Origin of the sequence: Pseudomonas triticifolii (assembly GCF_014358015.1) — a bacterium.
Lineage (GTDB): Bacteria > Pseudomonadota > Gammaproteobacteria > Pseudomonadales > Pseudomonadaceae > Aquipseudomonas > Aquipseudomonas triticifolii.
Window position 1 is genome coordinate 109,634 of sequence record NZ_JACONV010000005.1, and the last position, 11,658, is coordinate 121,291.

The 11,658-nt window shown below is 58.8% G+C and carries 14 protein-coding genes; 10 read left to right on the forward strand and 4 right to left on the reverse strand.

Features of this window, described 5'->3' with window-relative positions; genetic code table 11:
- Positions 1-13: 13 nt before the first annotated feature.
- Together H8S56_RS10695 and H8S56_RS10700 are read right to left on the reverse strand one after the other, a co-directional pair.
- Positions 14-814 (reverse strand): hypothetical protein, encoded by an 801-nt coding sequence (locus H8S56_RS10695; protein WP_080266906.1) that lies wholly within the window; start codon positions 812-814, stop codon positions 14-16.
- Positions 815-926: 112 nt separating this feature from the next.
- Positions 927-1,934, reverse strand: a complete 1,008-nt coding sequence (locus H8S56_RS10700) for an alpha/beta hydrolase (protein ID WP_187518615.1) — start codon at positions 1,932-1,934, stop codon at positions 927-929.
- A 143-nt stretch (positions 1,935-2,077) separates the two neighbouring features.
- On the opposite strand from H8S56_RS10700, the gene aroC reads away from it, so the two are divergent.
- From aroC to H8S56_RS10730, 6 genes are all read left to right on the forward strand, one after another.
- Positions 2,078-3,169: a chorismate synthase gene (gene aroC, locus H8S56_RS10705; protein WP_024688134.1), complete on the forward strand. Its 1,092-nt coding sequence runs from the start codon at positions 2,078-2,080 to the stop codon at positions 3,167-3,169.
- 30 nt (positions 3,170-3,199) lie between these two features.
- Positions 3,200-4,363: an MFS transporter gene (locus H8S56_RS10710; protein WP_187518616.1), complete on the forward strand. Its 1,164-nt coding sequence runs from the start codon at positions 3,200-3,202 to the stop codon at positions 4,361-4,363.
- Positions 4,360-4,974, forward strand: a complete 615-nt coding sequence (locus tag H8S56_RS10715) for a methylthioribulose 1-phosphate dehydratase (RefSeq protein WP_187518617.1) — start codon at positions 4,360-4,362, stop codon at positions 4,972-4,974. The genes H8S56_RS10710 and H8S56_RS10715 overlap by 4 nt, the downstream gene beginning before the upstream one ends.
- Positions 4,975-5,060: 86 nt before the next feature.
- The gene (locus tag H8S56_RS10720) at positions 5,061-5,606 is read left to right on the forward strand and encodes a 1,2-dihydroxy-3-keto-5-methylthiopentene dioxygenase (RefSeq protein ID WP_024688137.1); all 546 of its coding nucleotides are present in this window, start codon (positions 5,061-5,063) and stop codon (positions 5,604-5,606) included.
- Positions 5,607-5,633: 27 nt separating this feature from the next.
- Entirely contained in the window at positions 5,634-6,326 is a 693-nt protein-coding gene (gene mtnC / locus H8S56_RS10725) for an acireductone synthase (RefSeq protein WP_187518618.1), read from the forward strand.
- A gap of 222 nt (positions 6,327-6,548) precedes the next feature.
- Entirely contained in the window at positions 6,549-7,271 is a 723-nt protein-coding gene (locus H8S56_RS10730; RefSeq protein WP_187518619.1) for a helix-turn-helix transcriptional regulator, read from the forward strand.
- Positions 7,272-7,381: 110 nt separating this feature from the next.
- On the opposite strand, the gene H8S56_RS10735 is transcribed toward H8S56_RS10730, so the two are convergent.
- Positions 7,382-7,660: a DUF3509 domain-containing protein gene (locus H8S56_RS10735; protein WP_024688140.1), complete on the reverse strand. Its 279-nt coding sequence runs from the start codon at positions 7,658-7,660 to the stop codon at positions 7,382-7,384.
- 335 nt (positions 7,661-7,995) lie between these two features.
- On the opposite strand from H8S56_RS10735, the gene H8S56_RS10740 reads away from it, so the two are divergent.
- Together H8S56_RS10740 and H8S56_RS10745 are read left to right on the forward strand one after the other, a co-directional pair.
- Positions 7,996-8,535, forward strand: a complete 540-nt coding sequence (locus H8S56_RS10740) for an ankyrin repeat domain-containing protein (protein WP_024688141.1) — start codon at positions 7,996-7,998, stop codon at positions 8,533-8,535.
- Between the two features lie 93 nt (positions 8,536-8,628).
- Positions 8,629-9,147 carry a hypothetical protein gene (locus tag H8S56_RS10745; RefSeq protein WP_024688142.1) on the forward strand — a complete coding sequence of 173 codons (519 nt, stop codon included), beginning with the start codon at positions 8,629-8,631 and terminating at the stop codon, positions 9,145-9,147.
- On the opposite strand, the gene H8S56_RS10750 is transcribed toward H8S56_RS10745, so the two are convergent.
- Positions 9,144-10,070, reverse strand: coding sequence for a ZIP family metal transporter (locus H8S56_RS10750; RefSeq protein ID WP_024688143.1), 927 nt, complete (start codon positions 10,068-10,070; stop codon positions 9,144-9,146). The genes H8S56_RS10745 and H8S56_RS10750 overlap by 4 nt on opposite strands.
- A 156-nt stretch (positions 10,071-10,226) precedes the next feature.
- Between H8S56_RS10750 and H8S56_RS10755 the strand changes: the two genes are divergently transcribed.
- Both H8S56_RS10755 and speE read left to right on the forward strand, forming a co-directional pair.
- Positions 10,227-10,418 (forward strand): PLDc N-terminal domain-containing protein, encoded by a 192-nt coding sequence (locus H8S56_RS10755; protein ID WP_024688144.1) that lies wholly within the window; start codon positions 10,227-10,229, stop codon positions 10,416-10,418.
- 199 nt (positions 10,419-10,617) lie between these two features.
- Positions 10,618-11,478 carry a polyamine aminopropyltransferase gene (gene speE / locus H8S56_RS10760; RefSeq protein WP_024688145.1) on the forward strand — a complete coding sequence of 287 codons (861 nt, stop codon included), beginning with the start codon at positions 10,618-10,620 and terminating at the stop codon, positions 11,476-11,478.
- Positions 11,479-11,658 lie beyond the last annotated feature (180 nt).

Below are 11,658 nucleotides of genomic sequence, written 5' to 3' on the forward strand. Positions count from 1 at the left end.
CAGTGCCGCCTCTTCAGCGGTGAGTGGCGATCCAGATCAGCAGGCCCGCCTGAAACACGGCGAAAGTGACCAGGCACGCAATCGTGAAGCGCAGGCTGCTGTCTTCACGCTTGTATTTGCTGACCCGATCCTCATGCTGGCGAATGGTGACTTCCTGCTCCAGCAGATTCTTCTCGGCTTTTTCCAGCATCTGCGAGGCTTCAAGGATCTCGATGATCTGCACCTTGTCGTTGTTCCAGGTGCTGTGCAGATTGCCGACGTGGACGTCCTTGATGCTGCCTTTCATGTGCTGGGCATCGGCGTAGACCACTTCGAAGCCCAACGTACGCAGAAAGTGGTCACGACGCAGGCGCGTGTCTTCGTTGAGGCCGTCCTTGCTCGCCAGCGCCACACTCTCGATCTTATACGATGACCATTTGCGCTGAGCCCAGTGCACGCCATGGGCAATCAGAAAACGGCCGATACCCCGGTTCCAGGGCTCGATCTGCAGACCGGACTCGGGTCCGAAGCGCACCATGCGTTTTTCGTGATCGACCCAGATATCCAGGTTGTTTTGCTCCTTGCGCACTCGCTGGCCGGGCAGTTGAATGCTGATGCGCAGCAGGCTCAGCTCTTTGCTGTGACGCTCGGCGCGTCCGAATTGAACGAAGCGCAGCGGTCGGCCGCCCGTGGCCCGGTCGGTCGGTAAGGGTGACAGACGCAGCATCTGGAACTGCTCGGGCACCACGTCTTCCCACGGCTGCGGCGGCGCAGGCGCGGCAGCTTCCGCGTTCTCGGGTTCAGCGATGGTGTCGGTCATAGTCGTGTCAGTCATCAGTGGCGGTCCTGTCCTTGGCGCTGTGCAGCAAACACAACGCCAGCACTCCGCTATCGGCAGCCTTTTGCCAGACTGAAGGGTTTACGGTTTGCTGGCGTCCAATCTTCCGTCAAGCGGGTGGCAATGCCTTGATGAAGCGCAGGATCCGGGCCGTCACTTCCTTGGCCAGAGGCTGCGTCGGGTCGCGGTAGGACAGCAGTTGTTGCTCAAGATCGTCCGGGACAATGCGCAGCACGTGATTCATGCCATCGATCAGTGCCAGCTCGGCGTCAGGCCTGGCTTTCTGCAGCAGCAGGGCGTCGCCCACACCGACCTGAATGTCGTTGCGACCCTGGACGATCAATGCGGGCATTTTCAGTTCGCCGAATGCGGCGGCCGGATCCGGGCGAAACAGCGAGATCAGGTAAGGCTGCACGCTGGGGCGGAACACCACCTCAAGTTCTTGCGGCACCTTGTCGTCGGTCTTGCCTGCCTTCAGTTCATCGAGCAGCTCGTTGCTGCGCTGCAACAATTCGGGCGGCAGGCGTTCCTGGAACTGCTCGCGCAGCACCTGATCCACCGGGCGCCCGGTGCCTGCTACCGAAATCACCGCCGCAGCGTTGGCTTTCTCCGCAGCCAGGCTCGCCACCAATGCGCCTTCGCTATGCCCCAGCAGGATTAGCTGGCCCAGGCGCGGGTTAGCTCTGATCGCCCTGACCCAGAGCTGAACGTCGGCAACATAGCGTTCGACACTCAGGTCGCGTTCGTCTGGGGTCACCGCCTTGCTGGCGGCAACGCCGCGCTTGTCATAGCGCACACTGGCAATGCCATGGGTGGCCAGAATGACTGCCAGGCGTTTCATGCTGTCGTTGCGTCCGCCTTCCGGGTTGTTGCCGTCGCGGTCCGTCGGGCCTGAGCCTGCAATGATAAGGACCACGGGAACAGGGTTGTCCGCGCGGGGCATCAGCAGCGTGCCATAGAGCTTGCCATTGCCGGTGTCCACGCTCATGGGCCGTTGCACCACGCTGGGCGTGGCTGCGCTGGCCAGTCCGCTCAGCAGACTGAGCATCAATGTCATCGGCAGAACCATCAGGCGCAGCAGGTTTGGAGCTTTCATCAAGGGATTACCAGATAACATCGCAAGGCCATCATTGGGGCGGGGTCTCGCTTGGACGCACGCCATCACGGAAGGTTCGAGGATGAACTGAGCGACGAGCCTGCGTATACTGGCGCGCTTGATTCAATGATCCGGTTTTTTGACTGATTTTTCGGAGCGCCCGCATGTCCGGCAACACTTTCGGCAAGCTGTTCACTGTCACCACTGCCGGCGAAAGCCACGGCCCGGCGCTGGTCGCGATCGTCGATGGCTGCCCGCCAGGGCTTGAGCTGGACCTGCAGGACCTGCAGCGCGACCTGGATCGCCGCAAGCCGGGCACCAGCCGGCACACCACGCAGCGTCAGGAAGCCGATGAGGTCGAGATTCTCTCGGGTGTCTTCGAGGGCAAGACCACCGGCGCTTCCATCGGCCTGCTGATCCGCAACACCGATCAGAAGTCCAAGGACTACTCGGCCATCAAGGATCTGTTCCGGCCCGCTCATGCCGACTACACCTACCACCACAAGTACGGCATCCGCGATTATCGCGGCGGCGGTCGCAGCTCGGCGCGTGAAACCGCCATGCGCGTGGCAGCAGGTGCCATTGCCAAGAAATACCTGGCGACCCAGGGCATTGTCATTCGTGGCTACATGAGCCAGTTGGGTCCTATCCAGATTCCGTTCAAGACCTGGGATTCGGTAGAGGACAACGCGTTCTTCTGCCCCGACCCTGACAAGGTGCCGGAACTGGAAGCCTATATGGACCAGTTGCGTCGTGATCAGGATTCGGTCGGCGCGAAGATTACTGTCGTTGCCGAGGGCGTCATGCCGGGTCTGGGCGAGCCGATCTTCGATCGCCTGGATGCCGAACTGGCCCATGCGCTGATGAGCATCAATGCCGTCAAAGGCGTGGAAATAGGCGCAGGCTTTGATTGCGTTGCCCAGCGTGGCACCGAGCATCGTGACGAAATGACGCCTGAAGGGTTTCTGTCCAATCAGGCGGGCGGCATTCTGGGCGGGATCTCGTCTGGTCAGCCGATCATCGCGCACCTGGCGCTCAAGCCGACGTCCAGCATCACCACGCCGGGCCGTTCCATCGATGTCGATGGCAACGCTGCCGACGTCATCACCAAAGGTCGTCACGATCCGTGCGTCGGCATTCGCGCCACACCGATTGCCGAAGCCATGATGGCAATCGTGCTGCTGGACCATCTGCTGCGCCATCGCGGTCAGAATGCCGACGTCAGCGTGAATACGCCTGTGCTGGCTCAGTTGTAATGGGCGTTGCCACTGTCGCGGACTGCTAACGTGGCGCCACTTCCCGGCGGACAGTTACCTTACTGGCGGCTGTCCGGTTTTTATCTGTGTTACTTCGCCTTGCTGGGTTCGGCGGCACCTTTCATGGCGCTGTACCTGCATCACCTCGGGTTTTCCAGTGCGCGGATTGGCGAGCTGATCGCCATTCCCATGCTGATGCGCTGTGTGGCACCCAATATATGGGGCTGGTTGGGCGACTACACCGGGCGGCGGCTGACCATTGTCCGCTTTGGCGCGATCTGCACGCTGCTGGCGTTCTCGCTCATCTTGCTTGACCACAGTTATGCCTGGCTGGCGTTGGTTATGGCCTTGTACGCGTTCTTCTGGCACGCGATTCTGCCGCAGTTTGAAGTCATCACGCTGGCACACCTGCAAGGCCAGACGGCACGTTACAGCCAGATCCGGCTGTGGGGCTCGATCGGGTTCATTCTTGCCGTGGTGGTGCTCGGTCGTCTGTTCGAGTGGTTCACTCTGGACCTGTTTCCCTACATTCTTCTGGCGATCATGGCCGGTATCGCCGTCAGCAGTTGGTGGGTGCCCAATGCGCAGCCGCAGGTCTCGGCCCGGCCAGCAGAAGAGGGCGGCTTTCTCAAGCAATTGATGCGACCCGGTGTACTGGCGTTCTATATCAGTGTGGCACTGATGCTGCTCAGTCATGGGCCCTATTACACGTTTCTCACGCTGCATCTGGAGGCGCTGGGTTACGGTCGCGGCCTGATCGGTTTGCTGTGGGCCGTGGGCGTGGTGGCTGAAGTCTTGATGTTTATGGTCATGAGTCGGGTTCTGCAGCATTTTTCCGTGCGTCAGGTGCTGCTGGCCAGTTTTTTGTTGGCGGCACTGCGCTGGCTGTTGCTGGGCGCATTTGCCGAGTACCTGGCGGTGTTGCTGATCGCTCAGGTCATGCACGCTGCAACATTCGGCAGCTTTCACGCCGCTGCCATCCATTTCGTGCAACGTAGCTTCGGCCCGCGTCAGCAAGGTCAGGGGCAAGCGCTCTATGCCGCGCTGTCCGGTGTTGGCGGTGCGCTGGGCGCGCTGTACGCAGGCTACAGCTGGAATGCGCTGGGTTCATTCTGGACCTTTGCCATTGCCAGCGTTGCGGCACTGGCCGCAGCCATCATGATTGTCACACCCAGGAAAGAGGAAGGTGTATGACCCGCGAACAATTGACACAGCAGATCATCGAGGCCGGCCGTTTTCTGTATGGCCGCGGCTGGTCGCCTGCCACCAGCAGCAATTATTCGGTGCGATTGTCGGCCAGCGAAGCGCTGCTGACTGTGTCCGGCAAGCACAAGGGCCAGTTGGGCACCGACGATGTGCTGGCCACTGACCTGCACGGCTCCAGCCTGGAGCCAGGCAAGAAGCCGTCTGCCGAAACGCTGTTGCACACTCAGTTGTACAGCTGCAAGCCGCAGGTAGGCGCAGTGCTGCACACCCATTCGGTGAACGCGACGGTACTGTCCAGGCTGACCGATGCCGATCATCTGGTGTTTGAGGATTACGAACTGCAGAAGGCTTTCCAGGGCGTGGTCACTCACGAGTCACGGGTGATGGTGCCGATCTTCGACAATGATCAGGATATCGCCCGCCTGGCCGCCAAGGTGCAGCCGTGGCTCGACGCTCATCCCGATTGCACCGGTTATCTGATTCGCGGCCACGGCCTGTATACCTGGGGAGCGCAAATGAGCGATGCATTGCGTCAGATCGAGGCCTTCGAGTTTCTGTTCGAATGCGAATTGAAGATGCGTGCGGTATTGAACCGCTGAGCGTCACGCGATAAACAAGAGTGTGTGCCTGACCGGCCTGTAAAAGCCGGAAGGCGTTGCCAAGCCTTGAGCCGAGGATTCATACCATGAGTAGCCTGTCCGTTTATCACGTTTCAAGCCCCGAGGTCCCCAACAAGGTACTGACTCACCTTGAAGACATCGCGTCGACCCTGGCCGAGCAGGGCGTTTCGTTTGCGCGCTGGGAAGCCGCTACGCCAATCACGCCGGGTGCCTCTCAGGAAGAGGTCATCCATGCCTATCGCAGCCAGATCGACGCGCTGATGACCGAGCACGGTTATGTGACCGTTGATGTCATCAGCCTCAACAGCGATCACCCGCAGAAAGCCGAGTTGCGTGCAAAATTTCTTGAAGAGCACCGCCATGGCGAGGACGAAGTACGTTTCTTCGTCGCGGGCCGTGGCTTGTTCACGCTGCACATCGACGATTATGTGTACGCCGTGCTGTGCGAAAAGAATGACCTGATTTCCGTCCCTGCCGGAACGAAGCACTGGTTCGACATGGGCGAGAACCCTCATTTCGTCGCCATCCGCCTGTTCAATAATCCTGAAGGCTGGGTGGCGAACTTCACCGGCGAAGACATCGCCGGTCGTTTTCCAAGGCTTGAAGACTGACTTGTTGCTTGAAAGGAGCCACACCTGATGCCCATCAAAGCCATCCTCACGGATATCGAAGGCACGACCAGTGCGGTGAGTTTCGTGTTCGACGTGTTGTTTCCGTTCGCGGAAAAGCACTTGCCGGACTTTGTTCGCCAGAATGCCGACAAACCCGCCGTTGCGGCGCAATTGCAGGCCGTGCGCAGCGACAGTGGCGAACCTGACGCCGACGTCGAGCGGGTCATCGAGATTCTCTTGCAGTGGATTGCCGCGGATCGCAAGGCCACGCCGCTCAAGGCGCTGCAAGGCATGGTCTGGGAGCAGGGTTACGACGCCGGCCAGCTCAAGGGGCACGTGTACCCCGACGCAGTCGAGGCTTTGAAACGCTGGCATGAAGAGGGTTACAGGCTCTACGTCTATTCCTCGGGCTCGATCCAGGCCCAGAAGCTGATTTTTGGCTGCTCCGAGGCCGGTGATCTTTCCGGATTGTTCAGTGGTTATTACGACACTACGTCCGGCCCCAAGCGTGAGGCGCAATCGTACCGAACGATTACTCAAGCCATCGGCTGTGAACCTGGGGACATTCTGTTTCTTTCCGACATCGTCGAAGAGCTGGATGCCGCTCAGGCGGCTGGCATGGCCACCTGTGGCCTCGTGCGCGCCGACGGACTTCTGGTGGGCCATCAGAATGTCGCCAGCTTCGCGGCCATTGACCCGAAGGGCTTCCAGGCACCCTGACGGCGCGCCTTTCTGCGAACGTATTTTCTATCAATCAGTCACTTGCTGTAGGCAGTGTCCTTCCATTGTGTAGGGCTCTGCCGGGCAGTGAGTGCGTTAATCCTGTTTGTTTGGGTCGTTGTTTTTAAACGTTGTTAATCGTGTAAGTTTCGCGCCTTCAGACCCCTCGTCAATCAAATTGCCAACAGTGCATGTGTCGAGGGTGCGTAGGGAGCGGCCGCGATGTGCAGTGCCATGACAGACAGCGTAACAATGGGCTTATTGATAGAGCAGATGGTCAACACGATCACCGAATTCGACAGCCAGACCGCCATCGAGAATGCGCTTGAGTGGCTGCGGCGCGAGTGCGGCTGCGAAAAAGCAATGTTTTACCAGCTCAAGAGCGCTCGTCTGCTGGCGCTCGTCACCTCTAACGTCGACGAAGCCTGGCGTCGTGAGTATGGGCGGGGGCAGATGATCGCTCAGGACCCGGTGATCCGCTTCTACCGCAATAACCTTGGATTTCTGGATTGGCGAGATGCGCTGCGGCTGTTTCCTGCCCCTGTCTGGTATGAAGAAGCGTTGGTCGCGTGTCATCTGTTGCCTGCGATGTCTTACGGCTACACCGGCCATTGTCGAGACATGAACAGTGTGACCTCGGTCATTACCCTGGGCGGCATGCGGAGTCCGCTTGGTCCTGACGACAAGTACCTGATCACCAGCCTGGTACCGGTGCTGCATCGGGTATGCCGTGGGATAGGGTCCAACTCTCGCGGGCTGACCCGAAAGGAACTGGAAATATTGCAGTGGGCCAGAAATGGCAAGACGGCTTGGGAGATTTCGGTGATTCGAGGTGTCTCAGAGGCTACGGTCAAGTATCACTTCAAGACGATCTACTCAAAGCTGGGCGTTGCCAACAAGGCACAGGCTGTCGGGGAAGCCCTGTGTCGCGGGCTGATCGGATAAACAGGCCAAAAAAACCGCGACAACAAATCAGCATTGTTATCGCGGTGAACAAGGGATGAGAGAGCGTACAGCGGTGTCGCCCCGGCGGGAGCGACATAAAACGTGAAGCATCAACGCGTGTGATAAGTCGGCAGGTCGAAGCGGTGCTGGCTTTGCAGCATCGAAATCGCCGGCAGTTCACTGGCTTGTGCAGCCAGGTCGCGACGAATGGCGCTGATGACCCATTCCAGTTGAACCGGAGTGTGCAGTTGCGCATAAGACACGGAGCGACGGATCTGTTTGCCTTCATCGTTACGCAGCGACAACAGCACACCGCCGTCTGGACGTGGCTGGGTGGTAACGGTGTAGTCGGAGAATACGGAAGCGAATTTTTCTTGAATAAAAGTCATGTCTAGCGGCTCCATTGCTCACGGGATAACAAGCTTGGTAGTACTAGTGCAGTGTCTGTGCCAGTATTCGCTATAAAATATTTACCTTTAAAATCATACACTTAGAATATTTCGAATTTCATCTCTTCGTGCATTTTGCATGAAAGCCTGTCGTGCATCCTGCATTTTGCCGTTTATAGGGAACCAAATGCCTGGCGTGATGATCGGATCAACATTTTTCGCTATCCACGGCATAGGTTGATCCTGATCGAACAGCTGGCAAGACTTGCGGTCAGTGTGTTTACCGCTACCGGGTACATCGGATTCCCGGATGACCGCGCGCCAAGGAGCAACTGATGACTGATTCAACGAGCCACCAACCCAAGACGATGACGGACGAAGAAACTGCAGAGTTCGCCGAACAGGTGTTCAACGTCGCTCGCCAGGGCGATGCAGTGATGCTCGAACGCCTTCTGAAAAAGGGACTGCCAGCGGACCTGCGCAACCACAAGGGCGACACCTTGCTGATGCTGGCCAGCTATCACGGCCATCAGGACGCTGTGCGCGTGCTGCTGGACCACAAGGCCAACCCCGAAATTCGTAACGATAATGGTCAGAGCCCTATCGCCGGTGCAGCCTTCAAGGGCGACCTGGCGGTGGTGAAAATGCTCGTCGAAGGCGGCGCAGAAGTCGAAGGCGCGTCGGCTGATGGGCGCACTGCATTGATGATGGCGGCCATGTTCAACCGTACGGAGATTGTCGACTACCTGATCGCCCAGGGTGCCGACCCGCATGTCCGTGATGCCAAAGGCGTGAATGCGCTGGGCGCGGCCCAGACCATGGGTGCGACCGGAACGGCAGAGCAGTTGAGCAAGCTGGGTGTGCAGCCGGTCTGAGCCGCACCCCGTCGATGCCAATGGCGTAGAGGCGCGAAGGATTTCCCGTTATCCTTCGCGCCTCTTTTTTTACCCGCTATCAGGATCGTCCCCATGAAAGACTCACTCGTCGAATTAATCAGCAAAATCAGTTCCGGGTGCATGGGTGATGAAGACATCGTGCGGGTCGCCGACGAGGCCGCCCAGGCATACGCCGATCCGCAGGCGTTTCTGACAGCCAATCCCGACATCAACTACGACGACACTTTCCCGATTCCGCTGGGTGAGTGGGTGGTGGTGGGCAGCTTGCCGGAGACCGTATTGTTTCAAGCCGACACGTATGCCGATTTGTTCGAACAGATCGTCCAGTCTTTCGGCAAGGACGTGACGTTCAACATCAAGCCTAAACAACTGAGCAAAATAGAGCCGCTTGTGGCGCTCAATCGTATTCAGATTCAGTTGAGCAGCATGAACAAGGAAATGGGCGGCTATGTACTGATGGACTTCAGTCAGCCGCTGGACGATGAGCTCCAGGCCGTTCTGGTGTTCGGCAGCGATGAAGCGCGTGTGCTGGAGCTGGCAGCGGCAGCCGGCATTCATGCCGTGCCATCGCTGCAGGCGCTGCGCGGTTAACCCAGGGCAGTGTCCAGAAACATCATCACCGCGAATCCGCCCATCAGCCCAAGGGTTGCCGAGGTCTGGTGACCGTTGCGATGGGTTTCCGGGATGACCTCGTGAGAGACCACGAAAATCATCGCGCCTGCTGCCAGACCCATGCTCAGCGGATAGGCAACGGCAAAGCCGCTGGATATGCCCAGACCGATCAATGAACCCAGTGGCTCCATGAGGCCGGAGCCGATGGCGACCAGCATGGCCTTGTAGGCCGACAGGCCCGTTGCGCGCAATGCGAGGGCGATGGCAAGGCCTTCCGGGATGTCCTGAATGGCAATGGCTGTGGTCAGCGGCAGGCCGACATTCATATCGCCGCCCGCAAAGCTCACACCGATCGCCATGCCTTCGGGCAGGTTATGCAGCGTGATGGCCAGCACGAACAGCCAGACGCGGTTGATGCGGTCCGAATGCGGCCCGTGACGTCCTGAGCTTTCGTGTTCGTGCGGGGTGAACCGGTCCAGCCCTAGCATCAGCAGCACGCCCAGTGCCAGGCCAGCCACCACGGTCGCCGCTGCGAACGGGCCGGTGCCGGTGATTTCCCGGGCCGCCTCGAGCCCCGGCAGAATCAGCGAGAAAGAGCTGGCCGCCAGCATCATCCCGGCGGCAAAGCCCAGCATGATGTCCTGGGTGCGCTGCGCGATATTGCGGAACGCCACTGCCATGACGGCGCCCAGCGCAGTGGCTGCGAAACCTGCCATACCGCCCAGTAGCGCGTAGTTGAAGTTGACCTGGCTGGTGCCGAAAAACGCGTTGTAGAGGCTGATAGCACCAAGAATCACAACGATCAGGGCAGCGACTATAAAGCCCAGGCTGACCAGCGGGCTGCTTTGTAGCTGGGCGAGCCAGGTCGCTCGCAGTGTTCGGGAGTGTGCAGAGGGTTGCATGTAAAGCCGTACCTTTTCTGAGGGGCCGGTGGCCAAATACCATGACCTGAACAGTATCACCCTGTTTCGGAGCCCGAAAATATGCCGTTGGTTCAACGGAACCCCCGAACCGCGCAACTATCCTAGAAGTAACTGCATTCAATCAGGGGCAACACCATGGGTTCCACGTTTAACGGTCTGGTCGGCTTGATCATCCTGGCGCTCGATATCTGGGCCATTATTAATGTGCTTAAAAGCGGTGCGGAAACCGGCATGAAGATCCTCTGGGTGTTGTTGATTGTCCTGCTGCCGGTATTGGGCCTGATCATCTGGGCGATTGCAGGTCCGCGTGGCAACGTGCGCATCTGACCCCTGGAGTTGCTGGACGCGAAGCGCTTGATTACCCGGTAATCAGGCGCTTTTTGCGTTCCAGACAGGCTGTTTGAAGGGCTCGCACGTCAGACGGAGTGTAGAGAGGTTCGACCTGTCATGTTCCGCAACGTAGAATGCGCGCCTTTGTTGCGGGCGGCCGGCCGTCCTGTCATCTGTCTTTTACGGGAGCTTATCCATGAGTGATTATCAGGAAACGTTATACGAAGGCTACGGCCAGCGCTTTCGTATGGAAAAAATGCTTCATGAAGTGCGCACCGATCATCAGCATCTGGTGATCTTCCAGAATCCGCGCATGGGCCGTGTCATGGCGCTCGATGGCGTTATCCAGACCACCGAGGCCGATGAGTTCATCTACCACGAGATGCTCACCCACGTGCCGATCCTGGCCCACGGTGCTGCCAAGCGCGTACTGATCATCGGCGGCGGCGACGGCGGCATGCTGCGTGAAGTGGCCAAGCACTCGACGGTCGAGCACATCACCATGGTCGAGATCGATGGCACCGTGGTCGAGATGTGCAAGGAGTTTCTGCCCACTCACTCCAATGGCGCTTTCGATGATTCACGTCTGAATCTGGTGATCGACGACGGCATGCGCTTCGTGGCAACCACCGAAGAAAAGTTTGACGTGATCATTTCCGATTCCACCGACCCTATCGGTCCTGGAGAGGTGCTGTTCTCGGAGAACTTCTATCAAGCCTGCCACCGCTGCCTGAACGAGGGCGGGATACTGGTCACTCAGAATGGTACTCCGTTCATGCAACTGGACGGCGTGCAGACCACCGCGGGCCGCATGAAGGGCTTGTTCGCTGACTGGCATTTCTACCAGGCGGCGGTGCCGACCTACATTGGTGGTGCCATGACCTTTGCGTGGGGTGCCACCAACAAGGCTTATCGCAAATTGCCGCTGGAAACCCTGCGCCAGCGTTTCGCCGGCAGCGGCGTCGTGACCCGTTACTACAACCCTGAGGTGCACATCGGCGCGTTCGCGTTGCCGCAGTTTGTACTTCAGGCGATCAGCAAGCCCAGCAACGACTGAAGTCAGAAGATAGGTCCGGCAAGACGTTTCAGGCGTGATCGCCTGAAACGTCCCGTCCACTTTTGTCTGCGCGCTTGATGCGACAAAGTTTTCACACCCCCTGGCCCAGAATTGCGCGCGACGTTTGACCTGCAGATGGTTTCTGACGCTGAACGAGATACGCTGAACGAGCGCCAAACA

Coding starts and splice junctions, on each gene's coding strand:
- H8S56_RS10695 (WP_080266906.1), bottom strand. CDS start 814: ATGACTGACACGACTATGACCGACACCATCGCTGAACCCGAGAACGCG.
- H8S56_RS10700 (WP_187518615.1), bottom strand. CDS start 1,934: ATGTTATCTGGTAATCCCTTGATGAAAGCTCCAAACCTGCTGCGCCTG.
- aroC (WP_024688134.1), top strand. CDS start 2,078: ATGTCCGGCAACACTTTCGGCAAGCTGTTCACTGTCACCACTGCCGGC.
- H8S56_RS10715 (WP_187518617.1), top strand. CDS start 4,360: ATGACCCGCGAACAATTGACACAGCAGATCATCGAGGCCGGCCGTTTT.
- H8S56_RS10720 (WP_024688137.1), top strand. CDS start 5,061: ATGAGTAGCCTGTCCGTTTATCACGTTTCAAGCCCCGAGGTCCCCAAC.
- mtnC (WP_187518618.1), top strand. CDS start 5,634: ATGCCCATCAAAGCCATCCTCACGGATATCGAAGGCACGACCAGTGCG.
- H8S56_RS10730 (WP_187518619.1), top strand. CDS start 6,549: ATGTGCAGTGCCATGACAGACAGCGTAACAATGGGCTTATTGATAGAG.
- H8S56_RS10735 (WP_024688140.1), bottom strand. CDS start 7,660: ATGACTTTTATTCAAGAAAAATTCGCTTCCGTATTCTCCGACTACACC.
- H8S56_RS10740 (WP_024688141.1), top strand. CDS start 7,996: ATGACTGATTCAACGAGCCACCAACCCAAGACGATGACGGACGAAGAA.
- H8S56_RS10745 (WP_024688142.1), top strand. CDS start 8,629: ATGAAAGACTCACTCGTCGAATTAATCAGCAAAATCAGTTCCGGGTGC.
- H8S56_RS10750 (WP_024688143.1), bottom strand. CDS start 10,070: ATGCAACCCTCTGCACACTCCCGAACACTGCGAGCGACCTGGCTCGCC.
- H8S56_RS10755 (WP_024688144.1), top strand. CDS start 10,227: ATGGGTTCCACGTTTAACGGTCTGGTCGGCTTGATCATCCTGGCGCTC.
- speE (WP_024688145.1), top strand. CDS start 10,618: ATGAGTGATTATCAGGAAACGTTATACGAAGGCTACGGCCAGCGCTTT.